The following is a 23,285-nucleotide window of genomic DNA, read 5'->3' on the forward strand; positions in this document are numbered from 1 at the left end:
AGGTGATCCCATGCATTCCGAACTCACACTGTCCGAACTCACACTGTCCGATCTCACGATTCTCAGCGGGTTGGACGTCCTCGACCACCTGGACCGGGAGGTCACCGTCCCGGTGACCGGTGGTCTCCAGGCTCAAGGCGATCTGATCGTCATCCCTTACCCGGTGGTCGGTGCCGCCGTCGAACGCACACCGTGGGCGCGCTCCCTCCGGGTGCCACGGTCGGGAGTGGAGTTGCTGCGGAGCGCCGCCGGCGGCAACCCGCACTCCCTCGTCGCCGACGAGGGCACCTGCACGTGGACGACCGCCGTCCGGGACACCATGGGCCTCGCTCTGGGCATCGTCGAGACCACCGGGACGGCGTATCTTCTTCACCCCGAGCACGGGGCGACGGGGATCGCTCCGGGTTGCTACGTGATCCGTCGACAACGCGAGCACGGCGCAGGACGGTACGGGTCGGCGCGACTGGTCGCCGATTGACCTGTACACGTCGCTCGATCGACGTCGCCGACCTGACGCGTCGCCGGTCCGCGCGGTCCGGAGGTGTGGCGAGCTCGCGGCGGTAGTCTCGGTGATCGTGATGGTGACCGGGAGCGTGGTCGCAGACGCCGGATGGGGCGAGTGCGTCCGCACCGGCACGCAGTGTCTGCCAGGGTTCGGCCTGCTGGTGGCCGCATGGGCGGCGGCGGGAGTGTTCGTGCTGGTGTGGCTGGCCGCGGCATCGGCGGCCACCGTCGACGTCGCCGGCCTGCCGACTGGTGCAGGTCGCAACCGGAGGATTCCGACCGGATCATGAGAATCCCACACTGTGTCGACAAGGCTGTGTCGACATGACACAGGGCAGCTCTCGATTCAGAAGTGCCAGCCCAGTGTTGCGGGGCGGGCGACGTCGAATGCGCGGTCCAGGCCGGCGATGTCACCGGCGCTGTGCGCCTCCACCCGGCCGGCGGCGGCAAACGTGCGGGCCTTGTGCGCGCCGAGGTACAACGCGGACAGCGCGTCCAGGTCCAGCGTGATCACCGGCGCCGCGTCGGTGCGGACGCACCGGGCCCGGCCGTTGCGGACCGTCAGCGCGAAAGTGCCCCCGGCGCTGCGGAACGGGTCACGGACCGCCAGCACGGTGTCCAGGTCGGCGGCATAGTCGCGGGCGGTCAACGCGGCCGGCACGTCCATGATCCGCAGCCACAATTCGTCCACCCGGGCGGTCGTGCGCGGCAGGCGGTAGTCGGTCAGCAGCAGGCGCAGCGGATCGTCGGGATGCTGGACGGCTTCGATGCGGTGGGTCAGGTCCAGTCCGCACAGGGTGCGCCACAGCGCGGCGTGGGCGTCGTCGGTGATCGCGACCAGCTCCTCGACCACCGCGACCGGCTCGGCGTCGGATCCCTTGCGGCGGAAGGTGGCATACCCGTCGGGGTGTACCAGGAAGAACAGCGCCGAGGCGCCGTCGCGGCGCTCCTCGGGATCGGCAAAAGTGTAGTCCCACTCGGCTTTCGGACGGGCCTGCGCTCCCGGCGTGCACAGCCGCCACCGGTCGTACAGTTCCGGCAACCGGACCGCCGCCGTCGCAGCGTCGGCAAGGACCACCCCGCCGGGATCGGGGGCGTCCTCGCGGAAGCGGGCGAAGCGCCGATCGACGGTGACCTCGGTGGCGACGGTGGCCGGACCGTATCCGAAACGCCCGTAGATGCCGGCGTCGCTGGCGGTCAAGGCGGCCAGCGGTGCCCCGGTCGCCTCCATCCGGCGGTGCAGCTCGGTGAACATCGACCGCAGCACGCCGCGGCGACGGTGCGTGGGAGCGACCGAAACCCAGCTGACGCCACATGCCGGGACCTGGTGCCCGCCGGGCACGGTGACCTCCATGTCCAGATACAGCGCCTGACCGATCGGCGCGCCCCGCTCGGTCGCCACCACGATGTTCTCCGTGCGGAACATCGGACGAAGCAGTGTCCGATCGGCATCGATGGGGTGATACCCGAACGCCACCGAGTCGAGCAGCTCCAGGGCCGGCCAGTCGTCATCGGTGGCGGTACGGATGGTGAGGGCGTCGTGCACGGTCATGTCCGAGAGACTGACACAACCGACCCCTCGAACGCGAGTGATTTGTCCGGTTCGGCTCGGTGCGGAGACAGCCGGGTTTCCTCGGCGACGGACGCGGCGAGGCGCGCTCACGGCGGTTCCCCGTTCGTGGCCGGGAGGGTCATGTCGACGACCCGGTCGGAGATCGCATCCACCACAGCGCCGTCGTGGCTGATCATCAGCAGGGATATGCGTTGTGTTCGTACGAGATCGGACAAGATGTCGAGCACCCGCTGTCGGGATGCGGGATCGAGTCCCGTGGTGACTTCGTCGCAGATGAGCAGCGAGGGCTCGACCGCCAGGGCACGGGCGAGGGCGGCGCGCTGGGCCTCGCCGCCGGAAAGGGCGGACGGATGCTGCCGGGTGATCCGTTCGGCCAGACCCACCTGGTCGAGCGCGCGACGGGCCGCCGCGGCCGATTCCGGGCCGGTGGCACCGCGCAGGCGTGCCGGACCGCGCAGGATCTGCTCCCACACGCTGCGATACGGGTCGAAGGCCGCCTTGGCGTCCTGGAAGACGTACCCGATCGCCGCCGTCTGGTGCCGGGTCCGTCGCCGTACCGATGCGGCCAACGGGTGGCCGTCGAGAAGAACCCGTCCGGCCGTGGGTGGGTGCAAGCCCGCGACGACCCGGGCCGCGGTGGTCTTGCCGCAGCCCGAGGGGCCGTGAAGTGCCAGACATTCGCCGGGCTGGAGCGAGAGCGAAAAGCGTTGCAGAACCCGGTTGTTGCGGTACCCCGCCGAGACGGCGTCCAGGATCAACCGGGCGTCGGCCCGGGTCGGGCGGCGATCCGCAGTGTCGGCGCGTGTCTGCGGGATCCGCGGGGCGGCGACCGGCAGGATCCCGGCGTCACCGGTCTCGAGCACCCGGCCGCCGCCCATGACGATCACACGCTGGGCGACCGCGCGGACTGCGTCCAGGTCGTGGGTGACGAGCACGATCGTCAGGCCCTGCCGGGCAAGTCGGGTGATCTCGTCGAGGACCGCCGTCCGACGAGCCGGGTCCTGCCCGGTAGTGGGTTCGTCGAGGATCAGGCATGTCGGGTCGGTCAGCAGAGCCTGGGCAATGACCAGTCGTTGTTGCTGTCCGCCCGACAGTTGATGCGGGTAACGGCGCAGCATGCCCGGATCGTCGGCGAATCCCGCACGTGCGAGTGCGTCGGCCACGGTCACCGGATGCCCGTGCCGTCGGCCGGCACGAGCGATGTCGTCGAGCACGGTACCGATCCGCAGGGCCGGGTTCAGCGCCGAGGAGGGGTGCTGGGGCACGTACCCGAACCGTGCCCCGCCCGTGTCCAGAACGGTCGTGGTCACGTCGACCCCCGGGCGGCGCTCGCCCATCAATGCCAGCGCGGTGGTGGTCTTGCCGCTCCCGGAAGCCCCGACGAGCGCGGTGACCACCCCGGCGGGAATGTCCAGGTCGACGCCGTCGACCAGGAGCCGATCCCGTGTCCGTGCGGTCAGACCGCGCACTCGGATGGCGCTGCTGGGCACAGCGGCGGCCGGGGCCGCGGGGATCACCTCGGTCATCGCCACTTCCTCGTCGACACCTCGCGTGTTGCCGCGCGAGCACCGGAGTCGAACAGCAGATTCACCCCCATCGCCAAGGCGATGATCAGGGCCGCGGGCAGGACGACACCCCACGGGACGAGGGCGAGGCCCGCGCGGTTGCGGTCGATCATCACGGCCCAGTCGGTGCCGGCGGAGTCCGCGCTCACCCCCAGGAAGCTGGCCGAGGCGACCAGGTAGATCGCCCCGACGAACCGTAGCCCTGCGTCTGCCGCGAGGACCGGGAGCAGCGATCGTCCCAGATAGCCGAGGTGCCGGCGCCACCAGGTTTCGCGTTGCAGGAGCAGCGCCTCCATGGCCGGGGTGTGCGCGGTGTGCAGCGCCGACGCCCGCACCAGACGCGCCGCATCAGGGAACAGCAGCACCGCCACGGTGACTGTCAGAACGACCAGGTCGGCGTCGGTGAGCGCCACGGCCAGCAGCAGCACCATGATCGACGGCAACGACAGCAGCAGATCCAGGGGGCGCATCAGCATCTCGTCGACGATCGGTACCCGAGCGGTCGCGGCAGCTATCCCCCACGGCACGGCGAGCAGGTACGTCAGGGCCACGGCCGCCGCGGCCACCAGCACCAGCGAACGCCCCCCGAGCAGGACCTGCGTGAGCAGATCGCGCCCCTCGGAATCGGTTCCCAGAAGCCACTGGTCCCCGTAGGTGAACGCCGGGCCACGGGCACCGGGTTCGGTGAACAAGGGCCCCAGCAGCGCGACCGCGAGCGGGACCGCCGTCAGGGCAGCCCCGACGCGCACCCGGGACCGCCCACCCGCACGCTCGCGAAACGTGGAGCCGGTCACGATGCCGATCCGGCCGTGGGGTTGAGCTGGAACGCCGCGATGTCCGCGCCCGTGTTCACCGCCACCGTGATCACCGCGAACACCGTCACCAATCCCATCAACAGCGGAATGTCGCGGCTGCTGACCGCGCTGACCAGCAGCTGCCCGAGACCGCCGAGCGCGAACACCGCCTCGACGACCACGACCCCGCCGAGCAGCCAATCGGCGACCCGCGCGAGATGCTGTGTCGCCGGGGTGAGCGAGCCCGGCAGGGCATGCCGCCAGATCACCCGCCGCACGGGCACACCGAGGCGACGGGTGTGCCGGATGTATTCGGAGTCCAGGGTGGTGATCAGCGACGAGCGCACCAACCGCGACAGCGAGCACACCGGGCGGATCACCAGCACCAGTACGGGCAGCACCCACAGCTCCGGTTGCATCAGCAACGGACCACCGGCGCCGACCGCGGTGGGCGCGAACCATCCCAGCCCGACCGCGAACACTGCCACCAGCACGATCGCCAACGCGAATTCCGGTGCCGCGTAGAACGCTACGGTCAGGGCGGTGACGGCCCGGTCGATCCGGTGGCCGCGGCGCACCGCGGCGACCACCCCGAGGAGCAGTGCCAGCGGGACCAGCACCACGAACGCCAGGGCGGCGAGGGTCAGCGTCGGCGCCAGCGCCGAGCCCAGCATCGCGGTGACGGGGCGGCCGGATACCACGGAGGTGCCCAGGTCGCCGCCGAGCAGATCGGTCAGCCAGTCCCCGAACTGCACGGACAGCGGCCGGTCCAGCCCGAGGAGTTCGCGTAACTGCGCAATCCGCCGCGGATCTGCGTCATCGCCCGCGATCACCACCGCAGCGTCCCCCGGCAGCAGGGCGGCGATCGCGAAGACGACGACGAGTACGCCCAGCACCTGGGTCAGTCCCACCGTGAGGCGGGTACCGGCGTAGCGGGCGAGCATCACGAAAGCCAGGCCTTGTCGAAACGGGCGTACCCGAGGGTGTTGCTGGGCGCATTCTCGGCCATCCCCGCCAGATGCGGCGCCATCCCGTGCAGGCCGTCGGAGAGGCCCCACACCAGCAGACCGCCCTCGCTGTGGAGCTGCGACTGCATCTGCTGATATGCGCGGGCCCGGACGTTCTCGTCGGTGGTTTCGCTGGCGGTGGCGAACAAGGCGTCGAACTCGGGGCGGCGCCACTGGGTGTAGTTCTTCGCCGAGGTCGACAGCATCCGCTGCGCGAGGTGCGTTTCGATGGGCATGGCCCCGGAGCGGAAACTCGACAACACACCCTCGTCGAGGGTGCGCGTCCAATAGGTCGATCCCTTACCGACTTTCACATCGATCTTCAGTCCGGCGCGTCCGGCCTGCTCGGCCAGGATGTTGGCGGCCTCGACGAAGCCGTTGGTGGCGCCGGTGGTCTGCAGTTCGATGGTCGCGTTCCGGGCGCCGGCCTTGCGGATCAGGGCCTCGGCCTCGTCCAGATCCAGGGTGCGCTGCGGCAGGTCGGCCGCGTAGTACTTGGCGTCCTTGCCGAACAGGTCGTTGCCGACCACACCGGTGCTGCCCAGCACGGTGGTGACCAGCTCGTCGCGATCGACGAGGGCGAACATCGCCCGCCGCAGATCCACGTTGTCGAAGGGGGGCCGGTCCACCTTCATCGCGAACGCCGACATCGCGCTGCGCGGCGACCGCAGGATCTGCATCCGGGCATCGGTTTCGTAGGTGCGCGCCGAGGTGACACCGAGGTCGTCGGCGTAGTCGACCTGCCCACCGAGCAGGGCGTTGATCCGTGCGGTCTCGTCCGGAGCGGTGAGGATCTCGAGTTCGTCCACATGGGGGGCACCGTCCCAGTAGTCGGGGAATCGCGCGGTGACGAGCGAGCGCCCCGGTTCGAACGAGACGAACGTGAACGGCCCGGAGCCGATCGGACGGCTGAAGTCGGTGGTGCCCTCCGGGATGATGTAGGCGCCGAACGCGGCCAGCACGTTCGCCAGTTCCCCGCACGGGCGGGCGCAGACGAACTCGATCGTGTGGTCGTCGAGGGCGCGGGAGCGGGCGATGTCGATCACCTCGAGAGAGGCCCGCGGGCGCAGTGCGTTCACCGGGTCCAGGATCCGCCGGTAGGAGTACAGCACGTCGGCGGCGCGCACCGGCCGGCCGTCGTGGAAGACCGCCGGGCGCAGCTCCACCGTCCAGGTGGTCGCGTCGGCGTTCGGATGCCAGGCGGTGGCGAGCCGCGGTACCGGGCCGAGGTCGTCGCCGTATTCGACGAGCTTGTCGTAGAGCGCGTTCGCGCGGGCGACGTCGGCGTACAGGTTGGTCTTGTGCGGGTCCAACACCTCCTGTGCGCCACCGCCCGCGAACACCGCTCGCAGTCGGCCGCCGTCCCGGGGCCCGGCGGTGGCCGCGGGGGCGGTCTCGCCGCTCGTGCTGCATGCCCCGAGCAGTACGGCGCCGGCGGCGGCGCCGAGGCCGAGGAACGAGCGCCGGCTCAGGTGCGGACGCGGAGGCAGGGCAATCGGATTCATCGGGGTATCTCCTCGGGCAGTGGATCGAGCGGGTCGGGGTGAAGAGTGGGGGTGAGTCAGACGGCCTCGGCGATCACGTGCAGCCGGTCGCCGCAGAGCGCAGTACCGCCGAGATCGGTTCCTTGCCCCGGCCAGCCGGTCTCGGTGCGGGGTCCGGGTGTGTCGAACAGTGCCCGCACCACGAATCCGGCGCGCTGCAGGTGGCCGGTCAGCTCCAGCGGAAACAGCAGCCGCCACGCCGAGGTCTGGACGAGGGGCTCGGCGGACTCGGGGATCTGCCACCGCCGGCGGCGGCGTAGCAGCTGCGCGGCGTGGTCGATCCACAGGGTGGTCTCCGCCCGCCAGGTGTGGCCGTGCCAGGAGAAGGACGAGCGGGTGGGCCCGTCGAGGAGTTCGGTGTTGCCGAGGAAGAAGGCGCCGTTGCGCATTTCCGCGATCAGCAGCCCACCGGGACGTAGGTGCCTGCGGCAGCAGCGCAGGCACGATTCCAGCTCGACGTCGGTGTGGCAGTACAGCAGGGCACTGTCGAGGCAGACGATGGCGTCGACGCTCGCGTCGACCTCGAAGGTGCGCAGGTCGCCGACCGCGGCTCTCACGCCCGGATACTGTTGTTGCGCGTACCGCACCATCGCCGGGGACTGGTCGATGCCCAGGCAGCGGTATCCCCGCCGGGCCAGGTATCCCAGGTCGCGGCCGGTGCCACAGCCCAGGTCCAGCACTGTCGCGGGGTGTGTCCGCGGCGCCGGATCGTCGGAGGTCAGGTAGGTCGCGAGAATGTCGTCGACGAACCGGGCGGCGCTGTGGTCCGGGTCGGGGAATCGTGCCTCGTACAGAGCGGGGTTGTCCGTCAACAGGTTCCGAGCCCCTGCAGCCGCGGTCATGTCCGCGCTCCGGCCGGGTCGGCGAGCAGGCCGCGGCGGTGCAACAGCCAGATCCCGGTGGCCGAACCCCATGCGAGGGCGACGCACACCAGCGCTCCGGGCCACCCGTTGCCCAGGTCGAGGCCGTATCCGATCAGCGCATTGCCGCCGGCGGCGGCCACCCCGGAGACCAGGTAGAACATCCCGAACAGAGTTCCGGACATGTTCGACGGCCCGTATGCCGGGATCAGTTCCATCACGAACGGCTGCGCGATCAGGATGCCCGCTTCGAGGATCAGGGCGGAGAGCAACAGCGGTGCCAGCGTCAGGGCGATCCGTCCCGCGCCGTGGGAGGGTTCGCCCCACAGGACCGGCAGTGCCACCACGAACGCGGCGCCCATCAGCATCAGCCCCGCCGTGATCGCGGTGCCCCGGCTGGTGTGGCGATCGAACCATCGGGTCAGCCGCACCTGAGCGAGCAGACCGAAGACGGTGGTGGACAGGAACAGCACCGCCACTGCCCCACTCCAGTCGGTGATCCGCCCGGCCAGCACCGGATACACCAGATACATCTGCGTCTGCAGGGCGAACATCCCGAGCATGGTCACGGTGAACAGCACGAACCGGCGGTCGGCCAGCACCGCACCCCAGCCGCGGAGCACCGTCGTCTCGGCGCGGTCCACCGGGTGGGCGGGCAGAAACCGCAGCTGCGCCAGGGTGAGGGCGGCGAAGACGGCCGCCGCGGCGACGGCGACGGTACGGAAGTCCACCGTCAGCAGCGCGCTGCCGATCAGCGGCCCGGACAGTGCCCCCGCCTGTGCGAAGACATTGAAGACCGCGAACGCCTCCGCCCGGCGCCGGGGTTCGGCGACGGCGATGTAGGAGCGCACGGCCGGATTGAACAGAGCCCCAGCCAATCCCGACAGAACAGAGGCGAGCAGCAGCAGCGGCACGCTGGTGCCCACAGCGAACACCGCGAAGCCCACCGACCGTAGTGCGCAGCCGGCGATGATGACCCGATGGGGTCCGAGCCGGTCGGCAGCGGTGCCCCCGATCAGGAACAACCCCTGCTGGCTGAGGGTGCGCGCCCCGAGGACCAGGCCGGTGATCGCCAGGGACAGACCCAGGTTCCCGGTCAGATGCATCGACAGGTACGGCACCAGCATGTAGAAGCCGGTGTTGACGCCGTACTGGTTGAGCACCAGCAGTTGTACCGAGCGGGGGAAGCTGCGCAGCAGAGCGAAGGTCCCTGCCGGGGAGTCGGTGGCGGTCATCGCGTTTCCTCGTTGTCGGGTCGGTACACCCCGAGTCCGGGCAGGCCGCTCGGGCGCAGCTTTCCGTCTCCGCCCCCGAGGCCGGCCCACGGGTCTCGGGCGAGCAGCAGGTGCCCGTCCAGGTCGCACCATCGGGCCAGGGACGCCAGCTGAACCGCGGGGGCGATACCCAGCGAGCTGCACACCAGGCAGCCGAGCATCACCTCCATTCCGCGCGCGCCGGCCGCCTCGGCCAGTGCGTGGGCGCGGTAGATGCCGCCGCACTTGGCGAGTTTGATGTTCACCACGTCCGCGAGGCCGGTCAGCTCGTCCAGGTCCGTCAGGTCGTGGACGGCCTCGTCCGCGACGAGCGGAAGATCGGTGCGGCTGCGCAGCTCCCGCATTCCGTCGCGGTCGTGCACCGGCAGCGGTTGTTCGAGCGCGACGATCGGCAGACCACCGCTGTCGGCGAGTACCGACAGCGCGGTGGCGGCGGTCCACGCTTCGTTCGGGTCGACGATCAGGTCCACGCCTGGAGCGGCAGCGGCGATGGCGGCCAGCCGCCGTACCGATTCGGTCGGGTCGGCGTCGGTCTTGACCTTCAGCAGAGCGAACCCGCACCCGGACAACTCGGCGGCCTCGGCGGCCATGTCCTCGGGCGCACCGATTCCGAGGGTGCGGGAGATCGGGATCTCGGCGGGCAGCGGCAGCCCGAGGTGCGCAGCGACCGTCTGCCTGTTCACGCGTGCCCGGTAGTCGGCGACGGCGGACCACACGGCGCCGGCGACCGCCGGGTGCACGTGTGCCGGAATCGTTTCGGGGATCCCTCGGGCACCGCAGCACGCCGCGACCGCCCGCAGTTGGGCCTCGACGAGGTGCACGTCCAGGCCCGCGAACACGGAGGTGACGACCTCGCCGCGGCCGCACGATCCCGTGTCGGGATCGGTCACGGTGACCGTGATCGCCTGGCGGGACGACATCACCGCCCGGCTGATCCGGAACGGCCGGGCCAGGGCGAGGGTGCTCACCGACCAGGTCAGGCTCATCGCGCCGTCTCCATCCGGTCCCTCGCCCCCGGGTGCGGGGCCCGCACGGATTCGCACCGCGTCCAGCACTCCGCCGGGTCACCGCACTCGGCGATCTCGTGCGGATGTGTTCGCGGCGGAGCGAGCAGGCTGTGCCGAGCACACCAGTCGTCGTCGAAGATGGTGCGCAGGTAGCGGTCGGGGCCGTCCGGAAAGACGGTGACCACCGAGCCCGGCCAGCGGGTGGCCGCCCACCCGGCCACCGTGGCCACCGCACCCGTCGACCAGCCGCCGGTGTGGAACCCGTCCCGCGCCAGGCTGCGGCAGGCGTGCACGGCCTCGCGCGGGCCGACCCAGTGCACCTCGTCGAACATCTCGTATCGCACATTGCGCGGATGCACGCTGCTGCCCAGTCCCCGCATGACCCGGCAGGCGGCGGGCTGTCCGAAGATCGTCGACCCCACCGCATCGACCCCGATGATCCGCAGGTCCGGCCACGCCTGGCGCAACCGCAGACCCACTCCGCTGCTGTGGCCGCCGGTGCCCACACTGCACACAAGCACCTCGGCCCGCTCGATACCCTGTGCGGCCAGGCCCGCGACGATCTCGTCGGCGAGCCCGTGGTAGCCCACGGCGTTGTCGGGATTGTCGTACTGGTTGGGCCAGTACGCATCCGGGTCGGCGGCAAGAATCCGGTGCAGGACGTCGAGCCTGGCCTGCTGCCACCCGCCTTCCGGGTGCGGACGGTCCACGATCTCCACGGTGGCACCCAGCGCGCACAGCAAATTGCGCATGGCGGGTTCGAGCTCGCAGTCCACCACCAGGGTCACGGGGTGGCCGAGTGGCTGTGCCACGTATGCCAACCCGACTCCCAAAGTGCCGCTGGTCGATTCGACGATCCGCGCGCCGTCCCGCAGTTCCCCGCGTCGCCGGGCGCCGACCAGCATCGACAGGGCCGACCGCGCCTTGAGCCCACCGAGGCCGAGCGCCTCGATCTTCGCGAAGTAGCCCGGATGCCGGGTCGGCACCGGCGTGAGGATGCGGACGAGTGGGCTGTTCCCCACCCGCGCCGGTAGATCGATCACAGTCATCGTGCCCTCGACCCGTGGTACAGGTAGATCGGGCCGGCGTCCCCGGTCAGCCAGAAGAACGGGTACGGCTCGGCCGAGAGTGCGTCGATGCCGTGTCCGAGCAACTCCCGGGCGACCGCGGCGCCACTCTGGGCGAACATCGTGATCGGAATCCGCCGGCCGGACGCTGCCACCCGCGCGAACAAGGTGTCGACGGTGCCGTTGCCCAGCATCATTCCGCTGGCCAGCACCGCATCACACTCGTCGAGATGCTCGGCGAAGTCGGTAACGATCGGCTCACCCCACTCGGTGGTGCCGCCCTTCAGATCACACGGCACGTACCGCAGCCCGCGCTCGCGCAAGCTGACGAGCAGCGAGTTGACCACTCCGATCACCAGCACCCGCCCGCCGGGTGGTGCGTCGACCAGCCCGGTCACGTGATGCGCCCGGGCCAGCGAGCGCTGCAGCGAATCCCCGGAATCCAGCTGCACCGTCACTGCGCGGGGCTCATCCGAGTGCGGGCGCTGGTGCGTCAGGTAGGCGTCGAGTGCGGCGATCTGCACGGCGATCTCGGCATGGTGCAGCAGATCGGCCACTGCCACCCCTGCGCAGGCGTGCACGATCTCCGGATCCACCGAGCCCGGCTCGACCGCGCACGAGCCCGTCGCAGCCCCCACCCGCAGCGAGATCACCTGGTTGCGGTAGCCGCCACTGCGCCCGCCGTGCCGTACCCCCTGTGACGTGGTGAACGCAACCGACACCACCACGTCGCGCGCGGGACGCCGGGCAGGGTCGGTGCGGTAGCACTCGAGAAGCGCAGCCAGGCGCCCGTTCGTCGCGGTATCGATCGCCGAGGTGGCGGTCACGACGCCGGCTCCTCGCCGTATGTGGCGGAGATCGACGACAACAGGCGCTCCGCCAGCGGGCGGGCCCCGGACCGCTCCGGCGAGATGACGACGACGCTGCCCAGGTAGCTGTTGTTGTCCATTCCCGGCGTGGTTCGGTGACCGGGCCCCTTGAACGCCGCCGAGACCACCGACGGATCGGCTGCGACGGTGTCCACTCCCTCGATTCCGGTGACGACACCCGCCCTCGTCGGCACCAGCATGCTCACGGCTGCGCTCGAGGGCCGTCCGCCGTCACGGTGCTCGTCCGGGACCGCCGGGACGATCGGCTCGCGTCCCAGTGCGAGCTCGACCGCCACCCGCGGCAGGTCGACTCCGCTCACATGCCGGATCAGCTCGGTGATCTGATTGCCGGCCGGCCGTGGATTGATCTCGATGATCCGCGGCCCGGCGGCGGTCAGACGCAGTTCGGTGTGCACCACACCGTGATCGAGGCCCACCGCGTCGATCGCCTCCTCCGCGGCGGCCACCACCTTCGCGCGGTCCCCCTCAGCCAGGTCGGCCGGAAACATGTGCCCGGTCTCCACGAAACCCGACGTCCCACCCAGGCTCTTGTCGGTCACGCCGACCGTGTGGACGTTTCCGCGTGAAATCCAGCTCTCCACACTGAATTCCGGTCCGGCGAGGAACTCCTCGAGCAACACCACCGGACTCCGCCGCTGCCCGCGCGCATTGATCTCGAACCCGCGCAGCGCGTGCACCGCCGACTCGACATCCAGCCAACTGTCCGCGCGTCGCACGAACATTCCCGCACACAGATCGGTGGGCTTGACCACCAAGGGGAATCCCACCAACTCGGCCGCGGTACGGAGCCGGATCGGGTCGTCGACCGAGGCGGTGGTGTGCCGCGGCCCCGGGACACCGACGCAATCCAACACCGCCCGGGTGCGCGCCTTGTCGCAGGCGGTCTCGATCGCCTCGGGTGTCGGACCGGGAAGTCCGAGCGCGGCGGCAATTCGCGCGGCCGTCGGCAGGTAGTAGTCGCAACTGGTGAGGACGCCGTCGATCCTTGCCTCGGCATCGATCCGCCGCGCCGCCTCGAGTGCGGCAGCCGGATCGTTGGTCTCGGCAGTCGCCACCGCGCGACCGAGACGCAGCGGATGCGGGGAGCCGTCCGGCAGGGTGTCCGGGTAGTGCCCCGGTCGTCGGGTCAGGAATGTGAACTCGACTCCCAGGTCGGCAATCGCTCTCGGCAGCAACGTTCCCATTGCCCCGACCCAGCTCTCGACCAGCAGTAGGTGTGCCACACGTGGCCTTCCGCTCGCATCCTCCGTAGTACCCAGCGCCACAGAAGCTACTGATAATCGTTATCGTTAGCAAGACTGGTTGTGCCGGACGATTGCGAGGCCGATGAGAACGGTGGCCCACGAAGGTCCGGCAGCTCGTGCCGATCCGCCGATCGAGCCGGGCTCGATCCCAGGCCGGTCGGCGACCCCGGCGACGCCGGGAAAGCCCGGAACAGCGGTGCGAACGGGGTCGCGACGAACGATTGGCGGGCTGCTCACTCGGCCGGGTCACGGACCCCTTCCTCGTCCGAGGAAGTCGCACGGGAGATCTCGGTACGGATCGCCAGGACGGCGTCCCGGTGCGCTGCATCGGTGGCGACGTTGCAGCCGAGCGCGAGATCCTCGAGGAGAAGACCTCGATGGACCGCGAGGATGCGCGAGGCGACGGACCGGGCCGCGCCCGGTGCCGCGCCCGCAGCCTCGATCGCCGCGGCCATGGGGTCGAGCCATTCGGTCACCACCGGGACGAGGAATGTCTGCTGCAGCTCGGGATCCCGCGTCGCCGCGGTATAGATCTCGAAGAACATGGCGGTTCGCCGGCGCCCATCCGGCGTGTGCGCTTCCGCCCAGGCCAGCTCGAGCCCCTGCGAGATCACGGCGGTCACGTGGGCGGCAGTCACCGACGGCGACGACTCGCCCGCCGGGAGATCACGGATCCGCAGGAGCAGCTCCCGCGAGGCGGCCAGATGGGTCACCAGGGTGCGGTCGACGATCTCGGCGATCAGGCTCTCACGACTGCCGAAGTGGTGGAGGAGATTTCGGGTCGACGTATCGAGCCGGTCGGCCAGCGGACGCAGAGTGAGACCGAACAGCCCGTGCTCCTCGGCGTAGGAGCAGCAGCCCTCGAGGAGTGCGCGCCGACGCTCGACATCCTTGTGGCGACCCATGCCGGCGAGTTTATACTCCACGCGTTTCATGAATCAGACGTGGAAGGAAAAATGGTGATGCAGGCACTGTCCCGCGACGACATCCTCGGGTCGTTCGTCAACAGCTCGCGCAGCAGGATCAGGACGGTGACGTTCCCACCCGACTTCGACACGGTGCGCTGGGCGGAACTCGACTTCCTCGGCTGGACGGACCCCCGAGCTCCGCTTCGCGCGTACCTGATCGCCCGGCACGCCGAGCGGGTGGTCGGAATCGAGTTGCGCCAGGCCGACACCGACGGGTCCCGAAGGCGCAGCACGATGTGCACCCTCTGCCACGCCGTTCACCGCACCGGCGGAACGTCGCTGTTCACGGCGCGCAAGGCCGGCGCCGGCGGCAAGGCCGGAAACAGCATCGGAACCTACATGTGCAGCAACTTCGCATGCTCACTGTATGTGCGGGAGCTGGCGCCTCTGCCCGGCAATCAGCCCGATCGAGCACTGCCCACCGAGACTCGGATCCGCCGGCTCGGGACTCGACTCGGTGGCTTCGTCGGGCGGGTGCTCGACGAGCAGGACCCCTGACCGCGCTGTGCACTACCCGAGCGGCGCCGTCACCCGGGTGCCTTCACGCGAAGGACCACAGTCCCAGACTGTCGCGCAAGGTGGCCCCGGGGTATGCGGTGCGAAACAGGCCGCGGCGTTGCAGTTCCGGGACGACGAGGTCGACGAAGTCGTCCAGCGAATCCGGATACGCCGGACACATCAGGTTGAATCCGTCGCAGGCGCCGGCGACGAACCACTCCTCGATCCCATCCGCGATCGCCTCGGGCGTGCCGATCATCGTCGCATGTCCTCCTCCGGCCGCGAGGTAGCCGAGCAGTTCACGCAGAGTGGGCCGGTGCGTTTCGATGATCCGTTGTACCGTCGCGTAGCGGCCCTGCGGGCCGGAGAACTGATCGAGGGACGGCAGGTCGTCCACCGGCGCGTCGAGATCGTGGCCCGTGTAGTCCTGACCGGTGAAGACACCGAGCTGGGCGAGCGCAGCGTCGATGTCGAGCAACGCGTCCAGGGTCGCCTTCTTCGCCCGGGCCTCGTCCTCGGTGCGACCGACGTAGGGGACGAGGCCCGGCAATATCGCAATCGACGCGGGATCTCGTCCGGCGGCGGCAGCGCGGCCACGCAGATCGGTGGCGAAGTCGAGCGCCGCGGCCGAATCCCACGACACCGAGTACACCGCTTCGGCGTGCCGCGCTGCGAGGTTGCGTCCGGTCTCCGACGCGCCCGCTTGGAACAGCACCGGACGCCCCTGCGGACAACGCGGCACGGTGAGCGGCCCGTCGACGCGGAAGTGCTGACCGCGATGGTCGATCCGACGGATGGCATCGGCGTCGAGGTATCGACCGGCCGCGCGATCGACGAGGATGCCGGCTTCGTCCCACGAGTCCCACAGCGCAGTCAGCACCTCGATGAACTCCTCGGCGCGGCCGTAACGCTCAGCATGGTCCGGCAGCGCGTCGAACCCGTGGTTGCGCGCCTCCGCGTCGAACATCGAGGTCACAATGTTCACCCCGGCCCGTCCACCGCTGATGTGGTCCAGCGAGGCGAGCATCCGCGCCGCATGGAACGGTGTATGGAAGCTCGCGGACACCGTGGTGACCAGCCCGATGCGATTCGTCCTGCGCGCCATGGCGGACAGCGCGGTCAGGGGTTCGAGAAACCACGTGGTCCCGGCCGTGTAGCCCGGGTTCACGCAGTGTCCGTCGGCGAAGAACACCGCATCGAGGCAGCCGCGTTCGGCGGTCCGCGCGAGTTCCTCGTAGTAGGCGATGTCGCCGATTCGCTCCGCCGCGGACGATGGATGCCGCCAGGCCGCCGAATGGTGGCCGACACCGTGGAGAAAGGCGTTCAGATGGAGGGTGCGGGGCTCCGGCATCAGTTCATCACCAGTCCACCGTCGACCACCAGGTTCTGGCCGGTCACTGCTCGCGACCAGTCGGAAGCGAAGAACAGGACGGCGGCGGCGACGTCCGCCGGGGTGGTGACCTTCCGCAGGGGCGTGGAGGCGGCGATCAGGTCGAATACTTCCTCGGGGGTCGCTGCCGATGCGTCGGTGGTGCGCAGCAGCCCGCCGGAGACCATGTTCACGCGGATGCCTTCGGGCCCGAGGTCTGCCGCGAACGTGCGGGTCAGCGACAGCAGTGCCGCCTTGGCGGCGGTGTAGTCGTGATACGGCACCACCGGGTTCTGGAACAGGTTGGTGCCGATGTTGATGACGGTGCCGCCGCCGGCCTCGCGCATGCCGGGCAGGGCCGCCTGGATCGTGTTGACAGCGCCGCCGACGATGCCGTCGAGTTGAGCGGCGAAGTCGCCGTAGCCGATCTCGTCGGCTCTGCGGCGCGCGTCGCCGTTGAAGGAGAAGTCGGGCAGCGCGTTGTTGACCACGGTGGTGACCGGCCGGCCGAACTGTTTCCGGGCCTGCGTGAACAGGACGTCTACCTGCGCGGCGTCGGTCACGTCGGCGGGCAGGGCGATCGCACGGTCCGGGCCGATCTTCTCGGCGAGGGCGTGGGCGGCGTCGCTGCTGTTGCGGTAGTTGACCACGACGGCGGCGCCCTCGTCGGCGAACGCCTGCGCGAGGTGGCGACCGAGACCGCGCCCGGCGCCGGTGACGAGGACAGTCTGGTTCTGCAGGAGCATTGTCTGTTCTTTCCCTTCGGTGGGAAGGGGTTCACCGCAGCGACGGACCACACGGCCGCGCCGGCTCGGCATCCCTTCGCTCGCATGATCGAGATCAGGTTCGACGGGTCTGTCTCTCAGCCGTTTCCGGCACCCCGTGTCGAGTCCGTCGCAAGACTACCCCGGCTGTGCCTGCACGTCGAACTTCGATGTCACATCGGACAACTCGGCAGGCTGCGAAGGATCCCCGCCCGGCACGAGGACGATCCGGCGGCAGTGGGTCGCCTGAACATGGTCCAGAAGAAGCGCTGCCTGTCCTCCGGAATCCGAACCGGCAACGGACAACACTCGCGGCGGTGGACAAGCAGACATCGTCGTTCGGACATCCCTTCGCTAGTACGAACTAGAGCAGGTTCGACGAGTGTGATCTCAGCCCTCCTCCAGGGCACCCCGTGTCGAGAGGATCATAAGGCGTCGACGTCGTTCGGCGGCTCGGTGGGGCCGCGGGAGATGGACGGGTTCGGTGGCGAGCCGGCCGGGGCCACGCCGTACACGGTGCGGTCCGCTTCCCGCGGGTGTGTCGACCTGTGGTGGCGTGCGTGGGGCCCGAAAGCGTTCGTGCGGAACGATCTTGCTCAGGCAGTGTGCCGGTCGACCCACTTCTCGGCGAGTGTGCGAGATCGTCGACGAATTCCGCATTCGTGACGGCCGCAGACGGCAGGGGCCATGGTGTGGCTCACACTCCTGACGGTAGGCTGGACGGCGTGAGTAAGGCCAGTTCGGCGCGCCAACGGTTGCTCGCTTCCGGTTCCGGTGAAGACTTGTCGCGCCGCGCCCGATTGCTGAGCGACGTCCACGACGCGGTGATGTCCGGTCGGACGCCGCCGGTGCCGCCGCGCGACGTCGTCGCCCGGTCGTGGTCGCGTCTTCGGGCAGACGGTGTCAGTCCCGCCCGGTGTGAGGACGTCGTACTCGCGGACACTTCCGAACTCGAGGCGCGCCGTGCACGAAGTGCCCTGAGATCGGTTCTGCCCGAGCTACGCGGCACCCTGACCGAGGTGGCGAGCGACGCGAACTTCATCGTGGTCGTCGCAGACTCGGACGGGGTGGTGTTGTGGCGAGAGGGTGCACGCGACGTGCAGAGGGAAGCCGACGTCCTCGGATTCGTGGAGGGCGCCCGGTGGTCGGAGAAGTCGGTGGGCACCAATTCGGTCGGCACGTCGCTGGTCGAGGACGCTCCGGTGCAGCTCTTCTCGGCCGAACACTACGCGCGGTCCCACTACGGCTGGTCGTGTACGGGGTCACCGGTCCACGATCCACGCTCCGGCGAGGTACTCGGGGTACTGGACATCAGCGGGTCCGCGATGTCGGTGCATCCGGCCACCGTGGCCCTCGTGCAGACGGCTGTGCGATTGGCCGAGTCGATGCTCTGGCGCGAGCATGCCGCCCACCTCGACAGGCTCCGTGCCGATGCGGCACCGGTGCTCGCAGCGACGTGTGGGCCTGCCGTCGTCGTGGACGGTCACGGCTGGGTCGTGGCAGCCAGCGGAATCGGCGTTCCCGAACGACTGGCACCGCCGGGCGGCGACCGGCCGCTGCTCGTGCCCGGTCTCGGACTCTGCGTGCCCGAACCGCTCGGTGACGCATGGCTGGTGCGGCGCCGAGCGGAACGGGCGGCCGTCGAACTCGAACTCGACCTGGGAGCGGCTCCGCGGGCGACGGTGCGGGGGGAGACGGAATGGACGCGCGCCCTGTCACCGCGGCACGCGCAGATTCTGCGGGTATTGGCACGTACCCGGTCGGCCGGTATCGATGCCGCGTCGTTGAGCGAGGCCCTGTTCGGCGACCGGGACCACATCGTTGCCGTCCGTGCCGAGGTCTCCCGCCTGCGTAAGAGCCTCGGTCCCGTGCTGACGCCCCAGCCGTACCGGTTCGCTGACGGTGTCGAAGTTCGTGTGGTCAGGTGAGATCCGCCTGTGCAGATCTCGCTCGGAGCTCCCGCCGTCTCCGCGTCGACGAATCCGGGTAGGAGCGGCACGCGCGCCCTGCTCCCCGGGACTCACAGCGGGGCGGACCGGGCTTCTCTCGGAACATCGTCCCTCCGGGTCGGCGCTGATTCGGCGGCGCGCGAGGCGACGGTGCGCGCAGCGACGAAGTTGCGCAGGTCCGCGCGCAGTCGGGGGTGCAGCCGTATGGCGGCGGGGCTGTCGAGGATCTCACCCAGCCGGGTCAGATATCCCGCGGGGGTCATACCGAATTCGACGAGAAGGTCTCCGGGACTTCCGCCCCCGTAGGGCAGCCAGCGGCGGGCGAACTCGACGATGCGGTCGTCTTCGACGGCGGAACTCATGTGGTCACTCTCCTGGCGGGTGCGCTGCGGCGAGACGGCTGAGAGCAGCCGCGAGTGGACGGCGGTGGTGGGCCATGGCGTCGGCGTAGAGGCGGCCGGCGCGGTAGGAGGAACGCACGAGCGGCCCCGCCAGGACGCCGGCGAAACCGATCTCCTCGGCGGCCTTCGCGTGCTCGACGAATTCTTCCGGCGCGACCCACCGCTCGACTGGGTGGTGCCGCGGCGAGGGACGCAGATACTGGGTGATGGTGAGGATGTCGCAGCCGGCATCGTGCAGGTCGATCATCGCCTGATGCACTTCCTGTGGGGTCTCGCCCAGACCGAGGATCAGGTTCGATTTGGTGATCAGGCCGAAGTCGCGGGCGGCGGCGAGCACACCGAGCGAGCGTTCGTAGCGAAACGCGGGGCGGATCCGCTTGAAGAGCCGCGGCACGGTCTCGAGGTTGTGGGCGAGCACCTCGGGCCGGGAGTCGAACACCTCGGCCAGCAGGTCGGGCTTTCCGCCGAAGTCGGGGACGAGGTTCTCGACGCCGGTGCCGGGGTTGAGGGCGTGGATCTGCCGGACGGTTTCGGCGTAGAGCCAGGCGCCGCCGTCGGGCAGGTCGTCGCGGGCGACCCCGGTGATGGTGGAGTACCGAAGTCCCATCGCGTGCACGGACTCGGCGACGCGGCGGGGCTCGTCCCGGTCGAGGTCGGTGGGTCTGCCGGTGTCGATCTGACAGAAGTCGCAGCGGCGCGTGCACTGCCGCCCGCCGATCAGGAACGTGGCTTCGCGGTCTGCCCAGCATTCGAAGATGTTGGGGCAGCCGGCTTCCGCACACACCGTGTGCAGCCCTTCGCGTTCGACCAGACTCTCGAGTTCGGCATACGCAGGACTCGTCTTGACGCGCGCCTTGATCCAGTTCGGCTTGCGTTCGATGGGGGTCTGCGCGTTGCGGACCTCCAGTCGAAGCAATGTGCGGCCCGACCGGGCCGGCGCCTCGGGTGATGTTCCAGGGGTGGGATTCACGTTTCGTTCGATTCCTGGGCGTGGGGTTCCCGCCGAACCACGGTCCCACGCGGGCCCGCGGTTCGGCGGGACTTGCTACATGTTGATCGGGCGGCCCAGTGCGGCCAGAACCGATTCGTGCATCGCCTCCGACAGTGTCGGGTGCGCGAAGACGACCTCGGCGAGATCGTCGGCGGTCGCCTCCAGGGATCGAGCGATACCGAATCCTTGGATCTGCTCGGTGACATCCGGGCCGACCATGTGGGCACCGAGGAGTTCGCCGCTGTCGGCGTCGAAGATCGTCTTCACGAACCCGTCGGCTTCACCGATCGCGAGCGCCTTCCCGGACGCCTGCAGGTCGAACTGCCCGATCTGGAGGCGGCGGCCGGTCGCACGCGCTCGTTCTTCGGTGAGACCGAGGCTGGCGACCTGCGGCCTCGCATAGGTACAGCCCGGAACGTAGTCGCGGTCCAACGGCCGGACGTGATCCGCACCGGCGAGCTTGTCCACACACAGCACGGCCTCGTGGCTTGCCTTGTGGGCGAGGCAGGGTGCGCCCGCCACGTCACCGATCGCGTACACGCCGAACGCGGTGGTGCGACACCACTGGTCGGTGGTGACGAATCCGCGTTCGACCTCGACGCCGAGTTCCTCGAGGCCGAGGTCCTCGACGTTGCCCTGGATTCCGGCCGCAACGAGAACCCTGTCTACGGTCGACTCGTCGATCGTTCCGTCGGCCGACCGGACGGCCACGGTGACGGCGTTCGTGCCGACCGTCAGTTCGGACACCGAGGCGCCGGTGTGAATCCTGATGCCTCGCTTCTCGAACTGCCGCCGTACGTGGCCCGCGACGGCGGCATCCTCGACCGGCATGATCTGCGGAGCCACCTCGACGAGGGTGACGTCGGTGCCGAGATCGTTGTACAGACTCGCGAATTCGACGCCGATGGCGCCGGAGCCGATGACCAGCAAGGACTTCGGAAGCTCCGACGGGACCAGGGCATCGAAGTATGTCCAGACCCGGTCGCCGTCGGGGACGACACCGGGTACCGATCGCGGCCGGGCTCCGGTGGCCAGGATGATGTGGTCGGCCCGGTACTCGGACACCGACTCGTCCGCGGCCGTCACGGCGACGACGCCTTTGTCGAGCAGCCGCGCCGACCCCCGGACGACGTCGATGCCGTTCTTCTTCATCAGGTAGCCGATGCCGTCGGACAGTCGCCCGGACACCGACCGGCTGAACTCGACGAGGCGTGCCATGTCGAATTCCACACCGCTCGCGCTGAATCCGAGCGGCCGAAGGTTCGCCAGCGTGTGGGCGACATCGGCACCGTGCAGCAACGCCTTGGTAGGGATGCACCCCCAGTTCAGGCAGATCCCCCCGAGCCGGTCCCGCTCGACGACGGCGGTGCGCAGACCGTGCTGCGCGGCGCGGATGGCGGCGACATAGCCACCCGGCCCGCTCCCGACGACGATGACGTCGTATTTCTCTGTCATGGTGTACCTCTCAGACGAGCATCAGCGCGGGTGACTCGACGAAACGCCGGAGTTCTCGCAGGAAGGTGGCGCCGAGCGCGCCGTCGATCACCCGGTGGTCGCACGAGAGCGTGACGGTGAGCATCGTGCGCGCAACGACCTGACCGTCGACGACGACGGGACGCTCCTGTCCGGCACCGACTGCGAGGATGGCGCCCTGCGGTGGGTTGATGATCGCGTCGAATTCCCGCACACCGAACATGCCGAGATTGGACACCGTGAAAGTGCCGCCCTGGAACTCGTCGGCCGTCAGTTTCCCGGTCTTGGCCTTGGTCACCAGCGACTGCACCTCCCCGGAGATCTCGGCGAGAGTCTTGCCATCGGCCCCGCGCACGATCGGGGTGATCAGACCCGACGGCAGTGCGACAGCCACCGAGATGTCGGCACTCGCGTAGCGCAGCACCGACTGTGTCGCCTCGTCGAACTGAACGTTGACATCGGGCACCTTCCGCAGCGCCGCGGCACACGCCTTGAGGACGAAATCGTTGACCGACAGCTTGACGGCCGGCACGGTCGCATTGATCTTCGTCCGCAAGGCAAGAAGATCGTCGATCTGCAGGTCCGCGGTGAGCCGGAAGTGCGGGGCGCTGCGCTTCGACTCCTGCAACCGCTGCCCGATCGCCTTGCGCATCGCGGTGAACGGAATCGTCTCGAACGCCGCCTCCGCGACGGGTTCGGGCGCGGCGACGACTTCCGGTTGCAGCCGGAACCGGCGCTCGGCCTCGCGGACGTCGGCCTCACACACCCGACCACGTGAACCGGTGGCGCGGCAGTCGTGCAGATTGATCCCGAGGGACGCGGCCAGACGTCGGGCCACGGGGGTGGCCGGGACGGCGGTGTCGTCCTCGAAGGAACGTCCCGGTACACCCGACCGCGTCGGCGACGGCGGTGGTGCGACGGTTCCACCGGCCGCACGGATCGAGTCGTGGATGTCGGCAACGGAGATCCGGCCCTCCCGGCCGGTCCCCGTCACACGGGCCAGGTCGATCGACAACTCGTCCGCCAGGCGGCGGGCGTGCGGGGTCGCGAACACGTCACCGTTCGTCCGTCCGCGCAGGGCATCGGGAACGATCGTCGCGCCGGGACGTGGACGGGACCCGGTGGCCGCCCCGGTCGCCGGTACCGATTCGTGGGCCGCCGGCGCCGGCGGGCTGCTCTCGAGATCCGGCTGCGCGACGGTGGGCTGTCCGCCCGGTGACCGGCCGGACTCGGCCGGTGCCGGCACCTGATCTGCCCCGATGCCGGCGAGGAATTCCTCGATTTCGGCGTCGGAGACCGCGGCCTCGGCCGACACCGCCAGCACCGCACCGACCGGCAACGTCTCCCCCGCCTTGGCGACGACCCGTCGGAGCACCCCGTCGAACGGCGCCTCCAACTGGTTGGCGATCTTGCTGGTCTCGATCTCGCAGATCAGGTCGCCCTTCGAGAAGGACGCTCCCTCCTCGACCAGCCACTCCGCCACGGTGCCTTCCTCCATGGACAGGCCCCACTTGGGAACTTCGATCAGTTTGATCTCACTCAT

22 protein-coding genes and 2 riboswitches are annotated in these 23,285 nt (G+C 69.6%); of the genes, 4 read left to right on the top strand and 18 right to left on the bottom strand.

What is annotated here, in order from left to right; genetic code table 11:
- Positions 1–10: 10 nt before the first annotated feature.
- Positions 11–478 carry a hypothetical protein gene (locus ACWPQI_RS20590; protein WP_040274224.1) on the top strand — a complete coding sequence of 156 codons (468 nt, stop codon included), beginning with the start codon at positions 11–13 and terminating at the stop codon, positions 476–478.
- Between the two features lie 100 nt (positions 479–578).
- Entirely contained in the window at positions 579–794 is a 216-nt protein-coding gene (locus ACWPQI_RS20595) for a hypothetical protein (RefSeq protein WP_225222681.1), read from the top strand.
- A gap of 56 nt (positions 795–850) precedes the next feature.
- On the opposite strand, the gene ACWPQI_RS20600 is transcribed toward ACWPQI_RS20595, so the two are convergent.
- The 12 genes from ACWPQI_RS20600 to ACWPQI_RS20655 all read right to left on the bottom strand — a co-directional run bounded on the left by ACWPQI_RS20600 (position 851) and on the right by ACWPQI_RS20655 (position 14,264).
- Entirely contained in the window at positions 851–2,056 is a 1,206-nt protein-coding gene (locus tag ACWPQI_RS20600; protein WP_040274217.1) for an enhanced intracellular survival protein Eis, read from the bottom strand.
- A gap of 107 nt (positions 2,057–2,163) precedes the next feature.
- On the bottom strand, positions 2,164–3,603 hold the full coding sequence (locus tag ACWPQI_RS20605; protein ID WP_043822259.1) for an ABC transporter ATP-binding protein: 1,440 nt from the start codon (positions 3,601–3,603) through the stop codon (positions 2,164–2,166).
- Positions 3,600–4,436, bottom strand: coding sequence for an ABC transporter permease subunit (locus tag ACWPQI_RS20610; protein WP_474738478.1), 837 nt, complete (start codon positions 4,434–4,436; stop codon positions 3,600–3,602). Before ACWPQI_RS20610 ends, ACWPQI_RS20605 begins: the two co-directional genes overlap by 4 nt.
- Positions 4,433–5,380: an ABC transporter permease gene (locus ACWPQI_RS20615; protein WP_458603298.1), complete on the bottom strand. Its 948-nt coding sequence runs from the start codon at positions 5,378–5,380 to the stop codon at positions 4,433–4,435. The genes ACWPQI_RS20610 and ACWPQI_RS20615 overlap by 4 nt, the downstream gene beginning before the upstream one ends.
- Positions 5,380–6,948 (bottom strand): ABC transporter substrate-binding protein, encoded by a 1,569-nt coding sequence (locus tag ACWPQI_RS20620; RefSeq protein WP_474738479.1) that lies wholly within the window; start codon positions 6,946–6,948, stop codon positions 5,380–5,382. The genes ACWPQI_RS20615 and ACWPQI_RS20620 overlap by 1 nt, the downstream gene beginning before the upstream one ends.
- Before the next feature lie 56 nt (positions 6,949–7,004).
- A complete protein-coding gene (locus ACWPQI_RS20625) occupies positions 7,005–7,829 on the bottom strand; it encodes a class I SAM-dependent methyltransferase (protein WP_026137565.1) in 825 nt (274 codons plus the stop codon).
- Complete coding sequence (locus ACWPQI_RS20630) at positions 7,826–9,082, bottom strand: MFS transporter (RefSeq protein ID WP_010593443.1); 1,257 nt, start codon at positions 9,080–9,082, stop codon at positions 7,826–7,828. The genes ACWPQI_RS20625 and ACWPQI_RS20630 overlap by 4 nt, the downstream gene beginning before the upstream one ends.
- Positions 9,079–10,107, bottom strand: a complete 1,029-nt coding sequence (locus ACWPQI_RS20635; RefSeq protein WP_026137564.1) for an enolase C-terminal domain-like protein — start codon at positions 10,105–10,107, stop codon at positions 9,079–9,081. Before ACWPQI_RS20635 ends, ACWPQI_RS20630 begins: the two co-directional genes overlap by 4 nt.
- Positions 10,104–11,177 (bottom strand): PLP-dependent cysteine synthase family protein, encoded by a 1,074-nt coding sequence (locus ACWPQI_RS20640; RefSeq protein ID WP_010593446.1) that lies wholly within the window; start codon positions 11,175–11,177, stop codon positions 10,104–10,106. Before ACWPQI_RS20640 ends, ACWPQI_RS20635 begins: the two co-directional genes overlap by 4 nt.
- Entirely contained in the window at positions 11,174–12,022 is an 849-nt protein-coding gene (locus ACWPQI_RS20645) for a hypothetical protein (RefSeq protein WP_010593447.1), read from the bottom strand. Before ACWPQI_RS20645 ends, ACWPQI_RS20640 begins: the two co-directional genes overlap by 4 nt.
- Positions 12,019–13,308: an ATP-grasp domain-containing protein gene (locus ACWPQI_RS20650; protein ID WP_010593448.1), complete on the bottom strand. Its 1,290-nt coding sequence runs from the start codon at positions 13,306–13,308 to the stop codon at positions 12,019–12,021. The genes ACWPQI_RS20645 and ACWPQI_RS20650 overlap by 4 nt, the downstream gene beginning before the upstream one ends.
- A 254-nt stretch (positions 13,309–13,562) precedes the next feature.
- Complete coding sequence (locus tag ACWPQI_RS20655; RefSeq protein WP_432794381.1) at positions 13,563–14,264, bottom strand: TetR family transcriptional regulator; 702 nt, start codon at positions 14,262–14,264, stop codon at positions 13,563–13,565.
- A 27-nt stretch (positions 14,265–14,291) separates the two neighbouring features.
- Here ACWPQI_RS20655 and ACWPQI_RS20660 point away from each other — a divergent pair, with 27 nt between their 5' ends.
- A complete protein-coding gene (locus tag ACWPQI_RS20660) occupies positions 14,292–14,795 on the top strand; it encodes an FBP domain-containing protein (RefSeq protein WP_395705388.1) in 504 nt (167 codons plus the stop codon).
- Positions 14,796–14,838: 43 nt separating this feature from the next.
- Here ACWPQI_RS20660 and ACWPQI_RS20665 read toward each other — a convergent pair whose 3' ends face one another.
- Together ACWPQI_RS20665 and ACWPQI_RS20670 are read right to left on the bottom strand one after the other, a co-directional pair.
- Positions 14,839–16,146, bottom strand: coding sequence for an LLM class flavin-dependent oxidoreductase (locus ACWPQI_RS20665; protein WP_010593450.1), 1,308 nt, complete (start codon positions 16,144–16,146; stop codon positions 14,839–14,841).
- On the bottom strand, positions 16,146–16,910 hold the full coding sequence (locus ACWPQI_RS20670) for a 3-oxoacyl-ACP reductase (protein ID WP_040274193.1): 765 nt from the start codon (positions 16,908–16,910) through the stop codon (positions 16,146–16,148). Before ACWPQI_RS20670 ends, ACWPQI_RS20665 begins: the two co-directional genes overlap by 1 nt.
- A gap of 54 nt (positions 16,911–16,964) precedes the next feature.
- A riboswitch (TPP riboswitch) is annotated at positions 16,965–17,057 on the bottom strand.
- A gap of 200 nt (positions 17,058–17,257) precedes the next feature.
- Positions 17,258–17,352, bottom strand: a riboswitch (TPP riboswitch).
- 376 nt (positions 17,353–17,728) lie between these two features.
- Between ACWPQI_RS20670 and ACWPQI_RS20675 the strand changes: the two genes are divergently transcribed.
- Positions 17,729–18,856 (top strand): GAF domain-containing protein, encoded by a 1,128-nt coding sequence (locus tag ACWPQI_RS20675; protein WP_010593452.1) that lies wholly within the window; start codon positions 17,729–17,731, stop codon positions 18,854–18,856.
- Positions 18,857–18,948: 92 nt separating this feature from the next.
- On the opposite strand, the gene ACWPQI_RS20680 is transcribed toward ACWPQI_RS20675, so the two are convergent.
- The 4 genes from ACWPQI_RS20680 to ACWPQI_RS20695 form a co-directional block, all read right to left on the bottom strand.
- Positions 18,949–19,239 carry a DUF3263 domain-containing protein gene (locus ACWPQI_RS20680; protein ID WP_124258348.1) on the bottom strand — a complete coding sequence of 97 codons (291 nt, stop codon included), beginning with the start codon at positions 19,237–19,239 and terminating at the stop codon, positions 18,949–18,951.
- Between the two features lie 4 nt (positions 19,240–19,243).
- Complete coding sequence (gene lipA, locus ACWPQI_RS20685; protein ID WP_474738480.1) at positions 19,244–20,248, bottom strand: lipoyl synthase; 1,005 nt, start codon at positions 20,246–20,248, stop codon at positions 19,244–19,246.
- Between the two features lie 75 nt (positions 20,249–20,323).
- The gene (lpdA, locus tag ACWPQI_RS20690) at positions 20,324–21,724 is read right to left on the bottom strand and encodes a dihydrolipoyl dehydrogenase (protein ID WP_048773193.1); all 1,401 of its coding nucleotides are present in this window, start codon (positions 21,722–21,724) and stop codon (positions 20,324–20,326) included.
- Positions 21,725–21,734: 10 nt separating this feature from the next.
- Positions 21,735–23,285: a 2-oxo acid dehydrogenase subunit E2 gene (locus ACWPQI_RS20695; RefSeq protein ID WP_474738481.1), complete on the bottom strand. Its 1,551-nt coding sequence runs from the start codon at positions 23,283–23,285 to the stop codon at positions 21,735–21,737.

Source organism: Rhodococcus sp. LMD, from assembly GCF_056108245.1.

Coding starts and splice junctions, on each gene's coding strand:
- ACWPQI_RS20590 (WP_040274224.1), top strand. CDS start 11: ATGCATTCCGAACTCACACTGTCCGAACTCACACTGTCCGATCTCACG.
- ACWPQI_RS20595 (WP_225222681.1), top strand. CDS start 579: ATGGTGACCGGGAGCGTGGTCGCAGACGCCGGATGGGGCGAGTGCGTC.
- ACWPQI_RS20600 (WP_040274217.1), bottom strand. CDS start 2,056: ATGACCGTGCACGACGCCCTCACCATCCGTACCGCCACCGATGACGAC.
- ACWPQI_RS20605 (WP_043822259.1), bottom strand. CDS start 3,603: ATGACCGAGGTGATCCCCGCGGCCCCGGCCGCCGCTGTGCCCAGCAGC.
- ACWPQI_RS20615 (WP_458603298.1), bottom strand. CDS start 5,380: ATGCTCGCCCGCTACGCCGGTACCCGCCTCACGGTGGGACTGACCCAG.
- ACWPQI_RS20620 (WP_474738479.1), bottom strand. CDS start 6,948: ATGAATCCGATTGCCCTGCCTCCGCGTCCGCACCTGAGCCGGCGCTCG.
- ACWPQI_RS20625 (WP_026137565.1), bottom strand. CDS start 7,829: ATGACCGCGGCTGCAGGGGCTCGGAACCTGTTGACGGACAACCCCGCT.
- ACWPQI_RS20630 (WP_010593443.1), bottom strand. CDS start 9,082: ATGACCGCCACCGACTCCCCGGCAGGGACCTTCGCTCTGCTGCGCAGC.
- ACWPQI_RS20635 (WP_026137564.1), bottom strand. CDS start 10,107: ATGAGCCTGACCTGGTCGGTGAGCACCCTCGCCCTGGCCCGGCCGTTC.
- ACWPQI_RS20640 (WP_010593446.1), bottom strand. CDS start 11,177: ATGACTGTGATCGATCTACCGGCGCGGGTGGGGAACAGCCCACTCGTC.
- ACWPQI_RS20655 (WP_432794381.1), bottom strand. CDS start 14,264: ATGAAACGCGTGGAGTATAAACTCGCCGGCATGGGTCGCCACAAGGAT.
- ACWPQI_RS20660 (WP_395705388.1), top strand. CDS start 14,292: ATGCAGGCACTGTCCCGCGACGACATCCTCGGGTCGTTCGTCAACAGC.
- ACWPQI_RS20665 (WP_010593450.1), bottom strand. CDS start 16,146: ATGCCGGAGCCCCGCACCCTCCATCTGAACGCCTTTCTCCACGGTGTC.
- ACWPQI_RS20670 (WP_040274193.1), bottom strand. CDS start 16,910: ATGCTCCTGCAGAACCAGACTGTCCTCGTCACCGGCGCCGGGCGCGGT.
- ACWPQI_RS20680 (WP_124258348.1), bottom strand. CDS start 19,239: ATGAGTTCCGCCGTCGAAGACGACCGCATCGTCGAGTTCGCCCGCCGC.
- lpdA (WP_048773193.1), bottom strand. CDS start 21,724: ATGACAGAGAAATACGACGTCATCGTCGTCGGGAGCGGGCCGGGTGGC.
- ACWPQI_RS20695 (WP_474738481.1), bottom strand. CDS start 23,285: ATGAGTGAGATCAAACTGATCGAAGTTCCCAAGTGGGGCCTGTCCATG.